This window comes from Phreatobacter sp., from assembly GCF_051860605.1.
Lineage (GTDB): Bacteria > Pseudomonadota > Alphaproteobacteria > Rhizobiales > Phreatobacteraceae > Phreatobacter.
The window spans coordinates 472,581-490,740 of the sequence record NZ_JBHYDR010000002.1 but is presented as its reverse complement, the minus strand read 5'-3'; the positions used below and the strand labels follow the sequence as shown (position 1 = coordinate 490,740).

The 18,160-nt window shown below is 69.3% G+C and carries 18 protein-coding genes; 9 read left to right on the top strand and 9 right to left on the bottom strand.

All coding sequences use genetic code 11. The features are described 5' to 3' along the window. The first annotated feature begins 35 nt into the window (after positions 1-35). Positions 36-1,001, top strand: coding sequence for a LysR substrate-binding domain-containing protein (locus tag ACTIFS_RS05185; RefSeq protein ID WP_439572972.1), 966 nt, complete (start codon positions 36-38; stop codon positions 999-1,001). A gap of 17 nt (positions 1,002-1,018) precedes the next feature. Here ACTIFS_RS05185 and ACTIFS_RS05180 read toward each other — a convergent pair whose 3' ends face one another. From ACTIFS_RS05180 to ACTIFS_RS05170, 3 genes are all read right to left on the bottom strand, one after another. Next, the gene (locus tag ACTIFS_RS05180; RefSeq protein ID WP_439572971.1) at positions 1,019-1,891 is read right to left on the bottom strand and encodes a DMT family transporter; all 873 of its coding nucleotides are present in this window, start codon (positions 1,889-1,891) and stop codon (positions 1,019-1,021) included. Then, complete coding sequence (locus ACTIFS_RS05175) at positions 1,888-2,667, bottom strand: sulfite exporter TauE/SafE family protein (RefSeq protein ID WP_439572970.1); 780 nt, start codon at positions 2,665-2,667, stop codon at positions 1,888-1,890. Before ACTIFS_RS05175 ends, ACTIFS_RS05180 begins: the two co-directional genes overlap by 4 nt. A 194-nt stretch (positions 2,668-2,861) precedes the next feature. Further along, positions 2,862-3,194 carry a DUF1127 domain-containing protein gene (locus ACTIFS_RS05170; protein WP_439572969.1) on the bottom strand — a complete coding sequence of 111 codons (333 nt, stop codon included), beginning with the start codon at positions 3,192-3,194 and terminating at the stop codon, positions 2,862-2,864. Between the two features lie 201 nt (positions 3,195-3,395). Between ACTIFS_RS05170 and ACTIFS_RS05165 the strand changes: the two genes are divergently transcribed. After that, positions 3,396-4,277: a LysR substrate-binding domain-containing protein gene (locus tag ACTIFS_RS05165; protein WP_439572968.1), complete on the top strand. Its 882-nt coding sequence runs from the start codon at positions 3,396-3,398 to the stop codon at positions 4,275-4,277. 15 nt (positions 4,278-4,292) lie between these two features. Here the strand turns inward: ACTIFS_RS05165 and ACTIFS_RS05160 are convergent, their stop codons facing one another. After that, positions 4,293-4,958, bottom strand: a complete 666-nt coding sequence (locus tag ACTIFS_RS05160) for a hypothetical protein (protein ID WP_439572967.1) — start codon at positions 4,956-4,958, stop codon at positions 4,293-4,295. Positions 4,959-5,248: 290 nt separating this feature from the next. Between ACTIFS_RS05160 and ACTIFS_RS05155 the strand changes: the two genes are divergently transcribed. Together ACTIFS_RS05155 and hisS are read left to right on the top strand one after the other, a co-directional pair. Next, complete coding sequence (locus ACTIFS_RS05155; RefSeq protein ID WP_439572966.1) at positions 5,249-6,619, top strand: glutamate--cysteine ligase; 1,371 nt, start codon at positions 5,249-5,251, stop codon at positions 6,617-6,619. 806 nt (positions 6,620-7,425) lie between these two features. Beyond that, positions 7,426-9,015, top strand: a complete 1,590-nt coding sequence (hisS, locus tag ACTIFS_RS05150; protein ID WP_439572965.1) for a histidine--tRNA ligase — start codon at positions 7,426-7,428, stop codon at positions 9,013-9,015. A 74-nt stretch (positions 9,016-9,089) separates the two neighbouring features. On the opposite strand, the gene ACTIFS_RS05145 is transcribed toward hisS, so the two are convergent. Continuing rightward, on the bottom strand, positions 9,090-9,560 hold the full coding sequence (locus ACTIFS_RS05145) for a hypothetical protein (RefSeq protein ID WP_439572964.1): 471 nt from the start codon (positions 9,558-9,560) through the stop codon (positions 9,090-9,092). A 586-nt stretch (positions 9,561-10,146) separates the two neighbouring features. On the opposite strand from ACTIFS_RS05145, the gene ACTIFS_RS05140 reads away from it, so the two are divergent. Next, positions 10,147-11,085, top strand: a complete 939-nt coding sequence (locus ACTIFS_RS05140; RefSeq protein WP_439572963.1) for a methyltransferase domain-containing protein — start codon at positions 10,147-10,149, stop codon at positions 11,083-11,085. Between the two features lie 6 nt (positions 11,086-11,091). Here ACTIFS_RS05140 and ACTIFS_RS05135 read toward each other — a convergent pair whose 3' ends face one another. Continuing rightward, entirely contained in the window at positions 11,092-11,307 is a 216-nt protein-coding gene (locus ACTIFS_RS05135) for a hypothetical protein (protein ID WP_439572962.1), read from the bottom strand. Between the two features lie 146 nt (positions 11,308-11,453). Between ACTIFS_RS05135 and ACTIFS_RS05130 the strand changes: the two genes are divergently transcribed. Beyond that, complete coding sequence (locus ACTIFS_RS05130; protein WP_439572961.1) at positions 11,454-12,293, top strand: 23S rRNA (adenine(2030)-N(6))-methyltransferase RlmJ; 840 nt, start codon at positions 11,454-11,456, stop codon at positions 12,291-12,293. 268 nt (positions 12,294-12,561) lie between these two features. Here the strand turns inward: ACTIFS_RS05130 and ACTIFS_RS05125 are convergent, their stop codons facing one another. From ACTIFS_RS05125 to ACTIFS_RS05115, 3 genes are read right to left on the bottom strand one after another with little or no spacing between them, the layout of a single operon-like run. Then, positions 12,562-13,464: an SDR family oxidoreductase gene (locus tag ACTIFS_RS05125; RefSeq protein ID WP_439572960.1), complete on the bottom strand. Its 903-nt coding sequence runs from the start codon at positions 13,462-13,464 to the stop codon at positions 12,562-12,564. Positions 13,465-13,520: 56 nt separating this feature from the next. Beyond that, entirely contained in the window at positions 13,521-13,907 is a 387-nt protein-coding gene (locus tag ACTIFS_RS05120) for a GNAT family N-acetyltransferase (protein ID WP_439572959.1), read from the bottom strand. A gap of 47 nt (positions 13,908-13,954) precedes the next feature. Next, on the bottom strand, positions 13,955-14,941 hold the full coding sequence (locus tag ACTIFS_RS05115) for a Bug family tripartite tricarboxylate transporter substrate binding protein (protein WP_439572958.1): 987 nt from the start codon (positions 14,939-14,941) through the stop codon (positions 13,955-13,957). 185 nt (positions 14,942-15,126) lie between these two features. Between ACTIFS_RS05115 and ACTIFS_RS05110 the strand changes: the two genes are divergently transcribed. The 3 genes from ACTIFS_RS05110 (at position 15,127) to ACTIFS_RS05100 (ending at position 18,101) form a co-directional block, all read left to right on the top strand. Beyond that, complete coding sequence (locus tag ACTIFS_RS05110; RefSeq protein WP_439572957.1) at positions 15,127-15,807, top strand: hypothetical protein; 681 nt, start codon at positions 15,127-15,129, stop codon at positions 15,805-15,807. A 175-nt stretch (positions 15,808-15,982) separates the two neighbouring features. Then, a complete protein-coding gene (locus ACTIFS_RS05105) occupies positions 15,983-17,179 on the top strand; it encodes an MFS transporter (RefSeq protein ID WP_439572956.1) in 1,197 nt (398 codons plus the stop codon). 352 nt (positions 17,180-17,531) lie between these two features. After that, positions 17,532-18,101, top strand: coding sequence for a CopD family protein (locus ACTIFS_RS05100; RefSeq protein WP_439572955.1), 570 nt, complete (start codon positions 17,532-17,534; stop codon positions 18,099-18,101). Positions 18,102-18,160: the final 59 nt, after the last annotated feature.

The window sequence follows — 18,160 nt, the reverse complement described above, 5'->3', positions numbered from 1 at the left end:
TCCCATGCGTCCAATGCATGTGATATATAGAGATCATGCGCGAAGTGGATTTACGCCGGATCGATCTGAACCTTCTCGTAGTCCTCGACGCGCTGCTGGACGAGCGAAGCGTGACCCGTGCCGCGATCCGTCTCGGCATCAGCCAGCCGGCCGCGAGCCGTGCGCTCGGGCGACTACGCGCGCTGTTCGCCGATGCCCTGCTGGTCGACGGGCCGCGGGGCTACCTGCTGAGCGTCCGCGCGGAGGAACTGAGGCCGGCGCTCCGGCAGACCCTCGCCGGGATCGGCGCCATGCTGGAGGCGAGCGCCTTCGAGCCGGCCAAGGCGAGCGGTGAGGTCCGGCTGCTGATGACCGATCTGGAGGCGGCCGTGCTCGGGCCGCGCGTGCTGGCCCAGTTGGCGCGCGAGGCGCCGGCGGTCGACCTGGTCATCGTGCCGCCCGGCCCGGCGCCCATGGAGGCCCTGGAAACGGGCGCCGCGGATGCGGCCGCCGGCGTGATCGACCAGGCGCCTGCCGGCATTCTCCGCAGGACGCTCTACGAGGACAGGCTGGTGACCTTCCTGCGCCACGGCCACCCGGCAGCCGGCCACGATCTGACCCTCGACCGCTATCTGGCATTCGACCACATCGCCGTCAGCATCACCGGCAGGGGCATGTCGGCCGTCGACGAGCGGCTGTCGGCCCTGGGGCACAGCCGCCGCGTGCGCGTGCGCGTGCCAAACTTCCTCGCGGCCGCGGAGATCGCTGCCTCCTCCGACATGGCCATGACGCTGCCGGCCAGCCTCGCCGGCACGGCCATGACGGCCGGGCGTTTCGTCACCGTGCCGCCGCCGATCGGCCGGACGCAGTTCGCGCTCAGCCTTGCCTGGCACGCCCGCCACCAGGACGCGCCACGCCACGTCTGGCTGAGGCGGCTCATCGTGACGGCCGCACAGCCCCTGGAGTGCGCGGGCCCGCACCAGGAGGCGCGAGGTCCTGCCGCCGCCGGGCCGGGCACGTGACGGGCGGGGCCGAAGCCCTATCGCCGCCGCATCACCGCCAGGCAGGCGCCGATGATGAGCGCCGCCCCCGCCCAGGTGGCAAGGCCCGGCACCTCGCCGAAGAAGGCGAAGCCGAGACCCGCGCTCCAGATCAGGGCCGTGTATTCGATGACCCCCAGCGGGCCGGCATTGGCGTGCTTGAAGGCCCAGACGATGCACAGGTGGCCGGCCAATCCGAGCACGCCGATGCCGAGGAACAGGATCCAGGAGCGCAGCTCCGGCACCTCCCATACCGCCCAGGCAAAAGGCGTGATGAGGATCAGCGGCACGAGGTTCTGGAACAGGATGATGAGGCCGAAGGGATCGGTCTGCGCGCGCTTCCTGAGCAGGACCAGATTGGCCGCATAGGCAAGCGCCGACGACACCGCGGCGGCAATGCCGAGCGCCCGGACCATGTCGAAGACGCCGCCGCCGATCTTGCCGGCGACGATCACGATCATCCCGACGAAACCGATGACGATGGCACCGAACACCCTGGCCGGGATCGGCTCCTTCAGGATCAGCGCGGCCAGCACCGCCAGGAACAGCGGCGACAGGAAGGTGAGCGTGATCGCCTCGGCCAGCGGCAGGGTGGCGAGCGCGTAGAAGAACAGGAAGGCGGTGATGACCACCAGCACGCCGCGAATGACATGGGCGCGCAGCATCTCGCGGGTCGGGGCCACCGGGCCCGCCCAGAGAAAATAGAGGATCGCCCAGGGCAGCCCGCAGGCATAGCGCATGAACACGATCTGCGCGGTCGGGTGGGTTGCCGCCACGGACTTGATCAGCGCATCCATGGCCGACAGCAAGAAGATGCCGAGAGCCGACATCAGGAACGGCAGCGCCGGACGCAGGGCGGGGGACAGGGTCATGCGAAGACGAGCGCGCGGAGCGCATCCCAGAGGAGCTTGAGGCCGGCGAGGCCGACGAGGACGTAGCAGAGCGTGAACAGCCGCTCGCGCGGCAGGGCATCATGCAGGCGGCGGCCGACAAGGACGCCGACCGGCACCATGGGCGAGAGCGCCAGCGCCTTCATGAAGATGCCGGGCTCGCCAAGCCCCGAATAGACGTAGCCGGGCAGTTTCACCAGATTGCCGACCGTGAACACCGCCACCGTGGTGGCAGCATAGGCGGTCTTGGTCAGGCCGCGGCGCAGCAGGTAGAAGGCAAGCGGCGGTCCGCCGGCATGGGCGACATAGGTGGTGAAGCCGGCCAGCGAACTTGCCGCCAGCGCCAGGCCCGGCGAGACCGGCAGGTCGGCGGGCTTCGCGCCGCGCGCCAGGAAATAGTGCGCGGTATAGGCCAGCGTGATGACCGCGATGACCAGCGCGACGATCCGCCGGTCGACCCATTCGAAGGTGAGAAAGCCGGCCAGCAGACCGACGCCGAGGCCGGGCAGGATCCAGGCGAGGTCCGGCTTCGACCAGGCCGCGCGCGGAAAGCTGCCGAGCGCGAAAAAATCCATGAAGGCGACCAGCAGAGCCGTGACGATGGCCGCCTCGATGGGCCCCATGACCAGCGCCAGGATGGGGATGCCGAGAATGGCCAGCCCGCCGCCAAACGCGCCCTTGCCGAGACCCATGAGAAAGGTCGCGGCAAAGCCGATGGCATAGAAGCCGATATCGGTGGGGAAGCTGCCGGCAATCATCAGCGTTGGCTATCGGTCCGGCGCCGTGATGAACAGGGGCGCCGCGCGCAGCCCCCATGCGAAATGCACTGCGGAAAAAAGCCGCCACGGCAGGCCGCGGCGGCTTCAGGAGGTCCCGGGGAGAACGAGGGGACGGCCGACCCGGGACGGTCAGGCGGGGCGGGAAGGCCCCCGCAGGAGCGGATGGAGGCGGCTCAGCCGCAGGCGACGGGCTTCGGCAGGCCGGCGGCGGCATCCGGCACCAGCGAAGGGGCCGGCGTCAGCGAAACCACCCGGCGTCGACCCACCCGCTCGGCGGCGCGGGCCGCAACCACGGTGGTCGGATCGGCGAAATAGCCGGCGGCGGTCGCATCGCGCAGGTCGGCGCGGGTCAGGCCGATATCGGACAGCGTCTTCTCGTCCATCTCGCACAGCAGGCGGTAATCCTTGCGGGCGAGATGCCAGTTGCGCACGGCCACGACCTTGCGGCGCACGACATTGGCAACCGCGAAGAGAACGGAGCTGAAGGTGTCGACGGTCGTGGTCATGGCGGTCTCCTGATGACAGCGGGCGGATCGGCGGGCGTCACCGTTCGCCCGCGCCGGAAGGCGCGGCCGGCGACGGGCGGGCCCGTCATCTGGTGTCATGTGCCGATGGAGCGAGATTGCCAGAAAGCGATTGATCATTGAAGCGAATGTTTTTAATGTCGCCCATCAGGATTGATGATGACTGCCTGAAGGGGCACCGCCATGGCCGTTCTTCTCGATATCGACCAGCTCCGCACCTTCATGGCGATCTCCGACACCGGCAGTTTCACGCGCGCGGCCGACGTCGTATTCAAGACCCAGTCGGCCGTGTCCATGCAGATGAAGCGGCTGGAGGAACGGGTCGGCAAACCGCTGTTCGAGCGTGACGGCCGCGCCTCGCGCCTGACCGAGGATGGCGAGCGGCTGCTCGACTATGCCCGCCGCATCGTGAAGCTGAACATGGAGGCGGTGTCGGCCTTTTCCGGCGCGGAACTGACCGGCCGGGTGCGGCTCGGCGTGCCGGACGACTATGCCGACCGCTATCTGCCGGAAATCCTCGCGCGCTTCTCGCGCTCGAACCCGCGCGCGGAGGTGACGGTCGTGTGCGAGCCGTCGCCCATGCTGGTCGACCGCATCAAGTCCAACGATCTCGACATCGCCATCATCACCCATTGCGCGCAGCAGGGCCCGGCGCTCGTGTTCCGGCGCGAGCAGCTTCTGTGGGTGACCTCGGCGCGCTCCTCGGTCCATTGCGACGACCCGGTGCCGCTCGCCGCCGGACGGCCGACCTGCGACTGGCGGCGGGCTGCGACCGAGCGGCTGGATGCGGTCGGGCGCAGCTACCGCATTCTCTATGCCAGCTGGAACTCCACCGCCGTCGGCGCCGCGGTCATGGCCGGCCTTGCCGTGTCGGTGCTGCCGGAATCGGCGCTGCGGCCCGGTATGCGCGTCCTGCAGCCGGCCGATGGCTTCCCGCCCCTGCCCTCGGTGTCGATCGCGCTGCTGCGCAATCCGCACGAGATGTCGCAGTTGGCCGAGGCGCTGGCCGACCATGTCGTCTCCAGCCTCGACAACCTGACCGAACACGCCCAGGCGGCGGAGTGAACCGGCAGGCGGCTGCTATCGCCTGATCTGGAAGGCGAGGTCGAACGACGACTGCTTGTTGCCGGCCCGGTCGCGGACCATGGTGCGCACCACGTAGTCGCCCGGCTCGATGCCGGTGAAGCCGTAGGTCACATAGAGAAAGAACTCGCGGTTGCGCCGCCGGCTGGCCGTGGCAATCGTGTTGAAGGCCTGCTGGGCGACCAGCGGCTGGCCGTCGGCCCGCCTCAGCTCGAAATCCAGCACCAGATCGGTGCGGAAGATGTCGCCGGAGCGGCGCCAGCCCTGCCCGGCCAGTTCGGCATAGATCAGCAGCGGCTGGCCGGCCTCGAAAGTCGTCGAGTCGCGCGGATTGAACACCCCGTAGCCCTGCGGCTCCTCGGCCACGAAGGTAGCGCGGCGGATGGTCAGCGGCATGCGCTCGGAAATCAGCGCGGCCGCGTCGTCGAGGGCGTCCAGCGCCTCCATGGACCGGCCGGCGGCGGCAGACTCGCGTGCGCGCTCGGCGAGCGTGGAAATGTCGGTCGGTGTCGGCCCGACAGGCGCTGGCGCCACCCGGTCGGGCGCCTGGAGCGTGGGGGTGACCTGCTGGGTGGTCTGGGCGGCGAGCGGCCCGCAGAGGCCCGCCGCGCCGATCAGGACGGCTGCCGCGAGGCCGGCGCGGAGCGGAGCGGGACAGGGCATGTGTCGGGCCTCCGGTCGAATCGGTCCGGCCACCATAGCATGACGGCCCTGCGCGCCGAGGCAGGGCGGACGCCTGCTTCGCCGCCCCCCAAACCCTTGCAAAACCGGACGAAACACCACGAAAGGCGATGCCCGGACATGGCGCGAATGTGATGGCTGCGCGGCGATTTCGTGGCGGCCCCTCTTCCGGACAGGCGCCCGGATGGCTATCTCCCCGCACTAGCTTCCGGGGGGCGCGCGTGCTTTTCTCGCCGCCCCCTGGCTATCCGCATCCGCATCAGGACCGCCTCATGGCCCGCGATACCGTCGATCTGACGCCCATCGAATCCCGCGACGAACTGGTCTCATGGATCGAAAAGGGCGCAAAACCGAAGGAGCGGTTCCGGGTCGGCACCGAACACGAGAAGTTCGGCTTCTACCGCGACGGCCACGGCCCGGTGCCCTACGAGGGCGCGCGCGGCATCCGGGCGCTGCTGGAAGGCATGGAGGGCCTGCTCGGCTGGGAACCGATCCTCGACGGCGACAACATCATCGGCCTGGCCGATGTCACCGGTGGCGGCGCCATCTCGCTGGAGCCTGGCGGCCAGTTCGAACTGTCCGGCGCGCCGGTGGAGACGCTGCACCAGACCTCCACCGAGGCCCATGCCCATTTCGCCCAGGTGCGCCAGATCGCCGACCCGCTGGGCATCGGCTTCCTCGGCCTCGGGATGAGCCCGAAATGGACGCGGGCCCAGACCCCGGTCATGCCCAAGTCGCGCTATCAGATCATGACGCGCTACATGCCGAAGGTCGGCAGTCTCGGCCTCGACATGATGTACCGGACCTCGACCGTGCAGGCGAACCTCGACTTCGCCTCCGAGGCCGACATGGTGAAGAAGCTGAGGGTGTCGCTCGCCTGGCAGCCGGTGGCGACCGCCATCTTCGCCAACTCGCCGTTCACCGAGGGCCGGCTCAACGGCTACCTGTCGTTCCGCTCGGCGGTGTGGATGGACACCGACAACGACCGCGCCGGCATGCTGCCCTTTGCATTCGAGGACGGCATGGGCTTCGAGCGCTATGTCGACTACGCACTCGACGTGCCGATGTATTTCATCAAGCGCGGCGACACCTATATCGACGTCGCCGGCTCCTCGTTCCGCGACCTGCTTGAGGGAAAGAACCCGGCCGCGCCGGGCGAGCGGGCGGTGCTCTCCGACTGGGTGAACCATGTCGGCACGATCTTCCCCGAGGTGCGGCTGAAGCGCTATCTGGAGATGCGCGGCGCCGATTCCGGGCCGCTGTCGCGCATCGTCGCGCTGCCGGCGCTGTTCGTCGGCCTGCTCTATGACGACGGCGTGCTCGATGCCGCCTTCGACCTTGTGAAGGACTGGACCGCGGAGGAGCGGCAGACGCTGCGCGACGACGTGCCGAAGCTCGGCTTCAAGGCCCAGATCCGCGGCCAGACGGTGGGCGACCTTGCCCGCCAGATGCTCACCCTGGCGCGCACCGGCCTGCGCCGTCGCGACCGGCTGGACATGAACGGCTGCGACGAGACGCGCTATCTCGACCCCATCCAGGCCATTGTCGACGACGGCCGCACGCCCGCCGAGGCGCTGATCGAGAAATATCTCGGCCCCTGGCAGGGCCAGATCGACCGGGTGTTTGAGGAACAGGCCTATTGAGGCGGGCGCTGTCGCCGCCGGAAGGCTTCATCCGGCGACCCGTACCGTCGTCACCCCGGCGAGGCCCGAAATCTGGCCCGCCTGCAGTCCTGCAGTTCTGAGGTGCGTCCTTCGAGGCTCGCCCGGTCCGGGCTCGCACTTCAGGATGAGGAGGTTTTGCTTGGCACCTCGGCTGGTGGCGGCCATGCGCACGCTCCCAACCCCCGATGCAGGGTCCGCCCTCCTCATCCTGAGGTGCGAGCCTGAAAGGCGAGCCTCGAAGGACGCATTTCCATCGTGCAGAGTGGCTGGCACGCCTCTCGTCAATTCCGGCCGCAAGGGTGGACGGAACGACGCTACGACCCCTCATCCGGCGACCTGCCGCCCGCACCGTCGTCACCCCCGGCGAGGCCCAAAGCGAGGTGCTTTGAGGCCGAGGGAAGGGGGTCCGGACTGTTGGAGACACGCTTGCGCGCCCTGCCGGTACCATGCTGGATCCCCTTCCCCTCGCTGCGCTCGGCCGGGGATGACGGATGGTGGGTGGCCGGCGAAGGCAGGGCCGCTGAAGGGCCCCACCCGCACCCTCCCCTTCTCGCTGTGCTCGAAGGAGAGGGGGACTAAGACGTCTCGCGTCGTTGGAGACGGCCGGGCCAGGCTCCACGGCCGAAACAGAGGCGCGACGCCTTAAGTCACCCTCTCCGCGCAGCGGGGAGGGTGAGGGTGGGGGCCCTGCAACCCCGGCGCATCGGCCGGCCCTCCCCCCGAAAGGTCGACAGGCCCGTCCCCTTACGCTAGCAAGCGCGCTCCCCTCCTGCCGGAAGCCCGCCATGTCCGAACCTGTCAAGAAGAAGCCCGGCACGCTGGCCCGCCTGCCGCGCGGCTTCGTCGACCGCGATGCCGCCGAGATCGCCGGCGTCGATGCCATGCTGGCGACCATCCGCGAGGTCTATGAACTCTACGGCTTCGACGCGGTGGAGACGCCGGCCATCGAGTTCACCGACGCGCTCGGCAAGTTCCTGCCTGATCAGGACCGGCCGAACGAGGGCGTGTTTTCCTTCCAGGACGACGACGAGCAGTGGCTGAGCCTGCGCTACGACCTGACCGCGCCGCTCGCCCGCTATGTCGCCGAGAACTACGACGCTCTGCCCAAGCCCTATCGCAGCTACCGCGCCGGCTATGTGTTCCGCAACGAGAAGCCGGGGCCGGGACGCTTCCGCCAGTTCATGCAGTTCGATGCCGACACGGTGGGCTCCGCCTCGCCGGCGGCGGATGCCGAGATCTGCATGATGGCGGCGGATACGATGGAGCGGCTGGGCATCAAGCGCGGCGACTATGTGGTGCGGGTCAACAACCGCAAGGTGCTGGATGGCGTCATGGAGGCCATCGGGCTTGGCGGCGAGGAGAATGCCGGCCGACGGCTGACGGTGCTCAGGGGTATCGACAAGCTCGACAAATTCGGACCCGAGGGTGTGCGGCTGTTGCTGGGTGCGGGCCGCAAGGACGAGAGCGGGGACTTTACCAAGGGCGCCGGGCTGGATGAGGAGCAGATCACTCGGCTCGAAACGCTCTATGCTCACCAGAGCGAACGACCACAAGACTTTATCCTTTCTCCCCAAACAACCGACGTTGCCTCTGACGACGACGCAATCGTGACCACTTCGAGCGGTAACCGCATGGTGGTCGCGGATCCGCGATTCCTTGACACCTATGAGCGGTTGTTCGCCGATAGCTCTACCGCACTGCAAGGTATCCACGATCTACGTGAGATTTCCCGGCTTGTTCGAGCTTCAGGCTATGGAACAAAGCGCATCAAGCTGGATGTCTCCGTCGTTCGCGGCCTTGAATATTACACTGGCCCGGTCTTCGAGGTGGAACTGACCTTCCCCGTCACCAACGATGACGGCCAGATCGTCCGCTTCGGCTCGGTGGCCGGCGGCGGCCGCTATGACGGGCTGGTCGCCCGCTTCCGCGGCGAGGAGGTGCCGGCCACCGGCTTCTCCATCGGCGTGTCGCGCCTGGCCGCCGCGCTGAAATCGCTCGGCAAGCTCGGCGCGGAAAAGCCCGTCGGTCCCGTCGTCGTCCTCGTCATGGAGCGCGAGCGCATCGCCGACTACCAGCAGATGGTCTCCGAACTGCGCAACGCTGATCCGCCGATCCGCGCCGAGATGTATCTCGGGTCGGCCGGCATGAAGGCGCAGATGAAATATGCCGACCGGCGCAACGCCCCGGCCGTGATCATCCAGGGCTCCAACGAGCGCGAGACGGGCGAGGTGATGATCAAGGACCTCGTCGCCGGCGCGGAGGCCGCCAAGACCATCACCGACAATGCCGAGTGGCGCGCCGCGCGCCCCGCCCAGTTCGCCGCGAAGCGCACGGAACTGGTCGAGAAGGTGCGCGCGCTTCTGGCGAGCCACTGAGCGCGGGAGGTCAGCCGCAGCAGGACAGGATCCTGTCTTTCGTTGCCCTGTCGTCCGCTCCGGCCCCGCGCCGCCTACCAGTCCCGCGGCACCTGCGGCGCCAGCCGGGCGATGGCCCCCCGCACGCCATCGACCTCGCCCCACAGCACCCGTTCGTTGATGGTCACCTTGCGCCTGCTCAGCTGTGTCGCGGCGCGCGATCCCGGGTGCAGGACAAGCTGCAGGTGGTCGCCGCGATAGCCAGAGACCAGCGCGCACCGCTCCACCTCGTGCCAGAGGATCGGGGTCGGCATCAGCCGGCCATCGGTGATCCCGTGCTTGTCCACCACGACAATCACGCCCGTCTTGCGCAGATCTGACAACACCCAGAGGCCAAAACCCGCCATGGCCGCGATGAACGCCAGCAGGCCGGCTGTATTGCCATCCAGTTCGGGGAGGCCCGTGGGAAACAGCCACACCGCAAACAGCCCCGCCAGTGCAATGAGCACGATGCCCAGCACCAGCAGCAGGCGTCTGTTCAGGTAAAATTCCACGCGCTCCGACATGAAAATCTCCGACAAACGCACAAGGACTGTGGAACATATGGTCGCGTCCCATCGCGACAACCTCGTCCTCATTCATCCGCCCCGGGGCGCCAGAACGGGATCCCTTCCCCTCGCTGCGCCCGGCCGGGGATGACGGGTGGATGGCGGGCAGACGAATGAAGGGCCCCACCCGCACCCTCCCCGCTGCGCGGAGAGGGGGACTTTGACCGAGCGCCCCGTTCGCGACGGTCGGGCCAGGCACAGGGGCAGAGACGAGGCGGGACGCCGTAGCCCCCCTCTGCGCGCAGCGGGGAGGGTAAGGGTGGGGCTGGTGGCAAGGGTGGGGCCATCGGAACCGGGACGGTTGGACCTGTGCGGCGGCGACCATGCGATCCTCCCCAAGGCATGTCCGAGGGCCGGAAACGACGACGCCCGGCCGGGGTCTCCCCCCGCCGGGCGCAGCTTTCGAACATACCCGGAATCTAGCAAACCATCGTCACGCTGTCAAGGCATGTTTTCCGATACAATGATTTTGAGCCTATAACCCACTGCAACGCCGGCAAGGCCCTTGCCCGCCCCGCCGCTCCTGCGGCAGAGACAGCGACCGATGACCGCTCCCCTCGCCTCCTCCGGTGACCTGATTGCCGACCGCCGCTACGCCTGGGGCGTTGCGGCGCGGGACGAGGGCGACCTCGCAGCGGCCGCCGACCTGTTCGCCCAGGCTGCCGAGGCAGCCCCGCGCTGGCCGGCCGCCTGGCTGGCGCTTGGCGAGGCAAAGGCGCGGCTGGGCGAATGCGAGGCGGCGGTCGCCGCCTTCCGCACCGCGCTTCGGGCCGACCCGGCCGACCGGTTGGGCGCCGGCCTGCACCTTGCCCGTCTCGGCGCCGGGGAGGCCGCCGCCGCCATGACGCCGGCTTATGTCGCCGCCCTGTTCGACGATTTCGCACCGCGCTTCGAGACCGCGCTGGTCGACCGGCTCGGCTATTGCGGGCCGGACCTGCTGGCAGATGCGCTGCAGGAGGCCTGCGCGCGCACCGACCGGCCCTTCGCCTTCGACAGGATGCTCGATCTCGGCTGCGGCACCGGGCTGTCCGCCGTGCCCCTTGCCGGCGTGGCGAGGGTCATCGACGGCGTCGATCTGGCGCCGCGCATGGTGGCCGCAGCGCGCCGCAAGGGGCTCTACCGCGACCTGGCGGTGGCCGACCTCGCCGACTGGCTCGCGGCGCAGCCGCCGGCCTCGGCCGATCTGGTGGTCGCCGCCGACGTCGTCGTCTATTGCGCGGACCTTGCCGGCACGCTGGCGGCGATGGCCCGCGTGCTGGCCGCCGGCGGACTGGTCGCCTTCACCTGCGAGACCCATGACGGCGAGGGAACGGTGCTGCTGCCGGGCCTGCGCTATGCCCATGGCGAGGCGCTGGTGCGGTCCGCCATCGCCGGGGCCGGCCTCGGCCTGCTGACCCTTCAGCCGGCCTCGATCCGCCGCGAGGCAGGCCAGCCCACGGCCGGCTATGTCGTGGTGGCAGGTAGCGCCAGCGCGGCGCGGTGAGCCCGGTCAGCGGGCCGTGCCGAGACCGGTGGCATTGCCGAGCGCGCGCAGCAGACCCGTGCGGTCGGCCGCCACCATGGACCGCCAGACGCTGTCACTGACCGAATTGACGTCGCCGTGGAAGCCGGACAGGGCCTTGTCCAGCACCTCCGGACGCGCGCTCGCAAGCGCCGGGTGACCAGCGGCGTAGGCGACGACGACGATCACGGCGATCCGCAGCATGTCCTGTCCCGGGCGCAACAAGGCGTTGGACAACCCTCATGACATGACAGGGTTGAAATCCACCTTGCGGATTTTCATCGCATTTGAATCAATTCCCCATATCGGCGCCCGTTGACGCAGGGGACGGGCCGGGCCAGAGCGGGGCGATGAACTATCGCCACGCCTATCACGCGGGAAATCCGGCGGACGTGATCAAGCACGCCGTGCTGGCCTACGTGATCGCCCATCTCGTGCAGAAGCCGGCTCCCCTTCGCGTCATCGACAGCCATGCCGGCGCGGGGCTCTACGACCTGACCTCGGACGCCGCCGAGCGCACGGGCGAATGGGTGGAGGGCATCGGCCGGCTCTGGGGCCGCGACCTGCCGGCGGAGCTGGAGGCCTTTCTCGGACCCTGGCTCGACCAGGTGGCCGGGGTGAATCCCGACGGCCGGCTGCGCTTCTATCCCGGCAGCCCGGAGATCGCCCGCGGCATGCTGCGGGACGTGGACGGCCTGACCCTGTGCGAACTGCATCCGGAGGATGGCGAGGGCCTGGCGGATCTTTATCGGCGCGACCGGCGGGTGAAGGTGATCCAGCGCGACGGCTGGCTGGCGCCGAAGGCCTTCCTGCCGCCGAAGGAGCGGCGCGGCCTGATCCTGATCGACCCGCCCTTCGAGCAGAAGGGCGACTACGACCGGCTGGTCGAGGCGCTGGCGGAAGGGCATCGCCGCTGGGCGAGCGGCATCTTCCTGCTCTGGTATCCGGTGAAGGACCCGGCCGAGGTGAAGCGGTTCCACCGGGCGATCGCCGGTCTGGCGATCCCGAAAAGCCTCACGGTGGAGGCCATATGGCGCCCCGTCGACGGCACGCGCCTCTCCGGCGCCGGGCTCGTGACGGTCAATGCGCCCTATACGCTCGCGCCTGCAATCCGCGCGGCTTCCAGGTCATTGTGGGACGTCCTCGGCGTCCCCGCGGGCCGGCTTCTTCTGTCCGGCGACGCGTCCTGACGGAGGAGCCTTACGGGTCGGTGCGCAGGTTCATCTGCCGGGCCGTGTCGACGACGAACACCGCGAGCGCGGCGCCGACGCCAAGGCCGACCAGCATGATGGCAATGTCTGCGATTCCCGATGCGATCATGACAAACCCCTAGGCTCGCGTGACGGTCGTCAACCGCGGCACCGGCCGTCGGGGAATCAGTGGCGGCTCACGACAGCGTCATGGTTCCGTCATTTGTGCATCGCAGCAAATCATCTGTGGTTACGCTGCATTGCAAAATCATGGGACCTGCCTGCCTGCGCTGCCGTCGCCCCCGGCGGCCAATGCCCGGAGCGCCACTGTGAAATTTGGATGCAAGAGGTTAAGGGAGAGTTCACCTTTCAGCCTTTTATTGCTCACCCTTTTGCACTCGGCATAGAAGCTGCGGCCCATGCCGGAGAGCCCGCTCTGCTCGAAGGGGATATCCGGCGGCACCGGGAGCCCAAGCAGTTCGGCGCCATAGGCGACCACGTCCTGGGGCGGCGAGGGCTCGTCGTCGGTGACGTTCAGAACACCGGCGAAGCGTTGCGCGAAGCAGGCGTGTACCGCCTGGGCGATATCGTCGACATGGATGCGGTTGAATACCTGGCCCGGCTTGATGATGCGCCGGGCGGTGCCGCGCTGGAGATTGACCAGCGCATTCTGGCCCGGCCCGTAGATGCCGGCGAGGCGCAGGATCGAGACCGGAACGCCATGCGCACGGCCGAAGGCCTGCCAGGCGCGCTCGGCGGCGAGCCGCTCCACGGAGCGGGGACTGCCGGGGTTCGGCTCGGTTTCCTCGTCCACCCAGGCGCCGCCATGGTCGCCATAGACGCCGACGGTGGAGAGATAGACGATTGCGCGCGGCGGGTGCGCGGCAAGCCCGTCCGAGGCGGCGTGCAGCAGCGGGTCGCCGTTCTCGCCCGGAGGCGCCGAGACCAGCAGGTCGCCGCCTGCCGCTACGGCGCTGGCGAGATCGGGCGTCAGGCCTTTGCCATCGAACGGCATGACGGTCACGGCGCGCCCCTCCGTGCCATCGGCCGTCAGGACGGCAGCCCGCGCGGGGTCGCGGACCGTGGCGATGATCGGGTCATGCCGGCCGGCATCGGCACGGACGACGGCGCGGGAGGAATAGCCGAGGCCGATGATCAGAAGCTGGGTCATGGATGGCAGGTGCCATCGCCGCGGCCTGCCGGCAAGCCCCCGGTCAGGGCCGCGTGTCAGCCGGCAGTCCCGACGACCCCACCGCCCAGCGCTTTCCGGAAGATGATTTCGCCGTCCCCGGTGCGTCCCACGTCGGTCCAGCCCTGACGACGGTAGAAGCGCTCGGCGCGGGTGCCGGCATCCGTGGACAGGCCCGCCGCGCCATGCCCAGCCTGTTCGAGCGCCTCGCAGGCCCGGGCAAGCAATTGCTGCCCGATGCCCCTGCCCTCGTGATCGGGGTCGATGAACAGCGCGAAGATCGAACCGTCGCGCGGGTCGGCGGACGAGAAGCCGAGGATGGTTCCCGCCTCCTCGAACACCCAGAACCCGTCGCGGTCGATCAGATAATCCACCGAGGCCGTGATCTTCTCGGGCCGGGAGAGTCGGTTCTCGCGCACTGCCATGCGGATCTCGTGGATCCGTGGCAGGTCGGCCCGGCCCGCAGTCCTGATCACTGCTTCTCGATGCCGGCGGCGCGCGCGGCTTCCTCCCACTTCAAGGCTTCGGCGCACACCCGCTCCGCCAGTTCCTGCGGCGTCGAGGGCGCAACCTGCATGCCGAGACGATCCACCAGGGTCTGGCGCACTTCGGCCGATGCGGCGGCCTGGCGCACGGCGGCGTTCAGCTTCTCGACAACCTCGGCCGGCACGCCGGCCGGCGTGAACAGGCCGAACCAGGCGATCAGCTCATAGCCCTTCGTGCCGGCGGCCTCATCGACGGTCGGCAGGTCGGGAAGCTGGGGGGTGCGCGCCTGGGAGGTGACGGCCAGCGCGCGCACGGTCCCGGCCCGCACCTGGGGCAGCATGACGCCGAGATCGGCGGTGAACAGGGTGACGCGGCCGGCGATCAGGTCCTGCATGGCCTGCGGCCCCTGCCGGTAGAAGACATGGGTCATCTTCATGCCGGTCATGGTCAGAAGCATTTCGGTGGAGACGCGCTGCGAGGAGGAGGCCGAGGCGAAGTTCAGGTCCGAGCGCGACTTGGCGAGGTCGATGAGTTCGCGCAGGGTCCGCGCCGGAACGTTATTGGCCACCGCCACGATCAGCGGCACCGAGCAGAGGAACGAGACCGGCTGAAAGTCCCGGTGCATGTCGAAGGGCACGTTGTTGTAGAGCGCGGGGGCCGCGGCATTGGTCGAGTTGGTCCCGATCAGGATCGTGTAGCCGTCGGCCTGCGCCTTGGCGACCGCGTCGGCGCCGAGCATGCCGTTGGCTCCCGGCCGGTTCTCGATCACGATGGTCTGGCCAAGCGCGCGGCTCATCTGGTCGCCGAAGGTGCGGGCGACGAGGTCGGTGGCGCTGCCGGCTGCAAAGGGCACGATCGCCCGGATCGGACGGTTCGGATAGGCCTGCGCGACCACATCGGTCGGCACCGACGCCAGTCCCGCAGCGAGCGCAAGCGCCGCGGAGGCGGCGAGCTTCATCCAGTGTCCGATCATATGCGTCTCCCGTCGCATCTGCCCCGCTTCGATTGCCGGAGCCATTTTTGAAGGCGCTATCTCTAGCCAATCGCCGGCCGGGAGCAAGGTCGGTCCTGCCAGGGGGCCATGCGCCGGGCAGCGGAGCCGCCGCCGCGACACGGCGCACGATTGTGCGGACCGCGCACCCCGGCTAGACCGCTGCCATGACGTCCGCCACATCCCCGCTCCGCCCGGCTCCGACCCGCCGCGCGCTGTTCAGCCTTGTGGCGGCGGTCGCGGCCCTGCCCAGCCGGGCCCTCGCGTCCGAACGGGTTCCCGTCAACGTCGACAGCCCGGAGGGCCGCCGGCTGGTCGAGCGACTGAGGGGCGGCGGCCTGATCCTGTTCTTCCGCCATGCCGACACGGCGGGCGAACCCTGCGACAGCACCTACCGGATCGGTGACCGCACGGGTCAGCGCAACATATCCGCGCGGGGCCGCGAGCAGGCGCGCCGGATCGGCGAGGTCCTCCGGCGGGAGGAGATCCCCCTCGGCGGACCGATTCTGGCCGGTCCCGTGTTCCGGGCCGCAGATACCGCCATCGAGGCCTTCGGCCGCGACCTGGTGACCATCACCGACAGCCTGCTGGCCGACGACTATGCCGGTTCCCGCCTCGACTGGGTGCTGGCCGAACATCGGCGCCTGTTCCGGCAGGGCGTGCCGGTGCGCATGAACCGCGTGCTGGTCGGCCACCGCACGCCGGCCATCATGATATTCGGCGCGGCGGTGGGCGGACGGGCCTTTCCGGAAGGCGCCGCCATCGTCATCGAGCCAGCCGAGACGCCGCGCATCCTCGGCATCCTCATGCTGGCGCCAATCCCCGGCGCCGGCTTCCACGCCTGCTGAAAGCGGGCGGCCGATCCGCTCTCCCGCATTATTTCGAATTCACTAGAAATATCGTTTGACAGATCTCGGCGGCGTGTGCACCTGAGGGAGCGCGCTGCAGGCAGCGTTGCACGCCTGACGCGCGCCGGCCGCAATTGACCCCGGCGCGGCGCAGGACCCACCATCGCAGCGCATCATGCTCACCTCCTTCCCCTTCATCATCACCGCCCTCGGCATCACCCAGATCGTGTCCTGGGGCACGATCTTCTACGGCATCTCGGTGCTGGCGAAGCCGATGGGCGACGAGCTCGGCTGGAGCCACACCTTCATCTTCGTCGGCTTCTCGGTGTCGCTGCTGGTCGGCGGCATCATTTCCAAGGCGGTCGGCCGGTTCATCGAGCGGCGCGGCGGACGCATCACCCTGACGCTTGGCTCGCTGGTCGGCTCCTTCGGGCTGGCGCTGCTGGCCTTCGTCAGCGATCCGATCGTCTACATGGCGGCCTGGATCGTTCTCGGCATCGCCGCACGCCTGACGCTCTACGATGCCGCCTTCGCCACGCTGGTGGAGATCTACGGGCTGAAGGCGCGCCGGCCGATCTCGGTGCTGACCCTGTTCGGCGGCCTCGCCTCCACCGTGTTCTGGCCGATCTGCCACTATGTGAACGATGCCTTCGGCTGGCGCGGCGCCTGGCTGGTCTGCGCGCTCGCCGTGCTGGTCATCTGCACGCCGCTGCACATGCTGATGCCGCGCCCCGGCACGCCCATCGGCAATGGCGAGGGCAACGGCAATGGCGAGCCCGACCCCGAACCCATCGTGCCGGTGGCCGCGCGGCCCTTCGCCATCGCCATGATCGCCATCGCCATGGCCGGAAATTCCTTCATCACCACGGCCCTGTCGGTCCACCTCATCCCGCAACTGGTGGCCATGGGGGTGGGCATGGCGACCGCCGTGTGGATCTCCTCGATCCGCGGCGTGTTCCAGACCCTCGGCCGGCTGATCGAGATCCTGTTCGGCCGGAACCTCGATCCGTTCCTGCTCGCCAATATCTCCACGGGCGCGCTGGTGATCGCCTTCGCCCCGCTGGCGGCGAGCGGCGTGGAAAGCCCGGCACTGATCGCCTTCAATGTGCTGTTCGGCGTCTCGGTCGGGCTCGCCACCATCGTGAAGGGGGCGGTGCCGCTGGTGCTGTTCGGGCGGCACGGCTATGCCGGCGTTCTGGCGTCCATCGCCACCCCCGGGCTGATCGTCACGGCAGCGGCGCCATCGGCCTATGCGGCGGTGCTGGACAATTTCGGGCCGATCGCCGGGTTCTGGCTGGTCTTCGTCGTGTCGGTCCTGTCGTTCGGGGCCACGCTGGCCCTTGCCTGGCGCTTCCGCAGGCGCTCTACCTGACGCTGGGTCAGGGGCACCACGATGATTCTGGAGTTCTGGCAGGGCGGCGGCGACATGGTGCGGGGCACCGGCGTGCTGGTGCGCGCGCTCGCCGACCTCTGCCTCGTCGGATCGGCCGGGGCCGTGCTCTATCTCGTGTTCATGAGCGCGGAGCTGAGCGAGGAGGAAGCCCGCTCGGCCCGCCGCTGGCTGACCCTCTTCGCCCTGCTCGGGCTTGTGGCGCTGGCCGCCCGCTGGCCGTTCCGGGCAGCCGAGCTTGCCGGCATCCGCGACGGCGCCTGGCGCGGGCCGCTCTACCGGGAGATCCTGCGCTCGCCCTTCGGCGAGGCGGCCGCGGCAGGTCGCGGGACTGGTGCTCGCCCTGTTCGCGCGCATCCGCACAACCTGGGGCGCGGGCCTTGCAAGCATCGGGGCCGCGGCGATTGCCGCCGGCTTCGCCATGCATGGCCATGCGGCAGCCGCGCCGGCCAGGCTGGAGGCCATGGCGCTGGCGGCGCTCCACGTCTTTGCCGTCGCCTTCTGGTTCGGCTCGCTCCTGCCGCTGCGCGCGGTTGCGCTCCGGCGCGATCCGCGCTCGGCGGCGGCCAGCATCCTTGTCTGGTCACGGCCGGCGCTGGTCTTCGCCGCTCTGGCGCTCGGCAGCGGCGTGGCGCTTGCCCTTGTTCTCGCTGGCCCGCCGCGGGCGCTGCTCGCGCCCGGCTATGGCTGGGCGGTGATCGCCAAGACCGCTTTGGTCGCCGCCATGCTGCTCGGCGCACTGGCGGCCCGCTTCCGCCATGCCAAGCTGATGGCACGCGGCGACGTGCTGGCGGCCGAGAGCTTCCGCCGCTCGGTGCTGCGGCAGGCGCTGTTCGCCGTGCTGGTGATCTATGCAAGCGCCGAACTGGCCTCGGTCGACCTGCCCTCCCCCGCCACCCGCTGATCCCTGCGGCCTTTGACGGCGCGGTGAAACATGCGACGACGGCCACCGGTCAGGTTGGC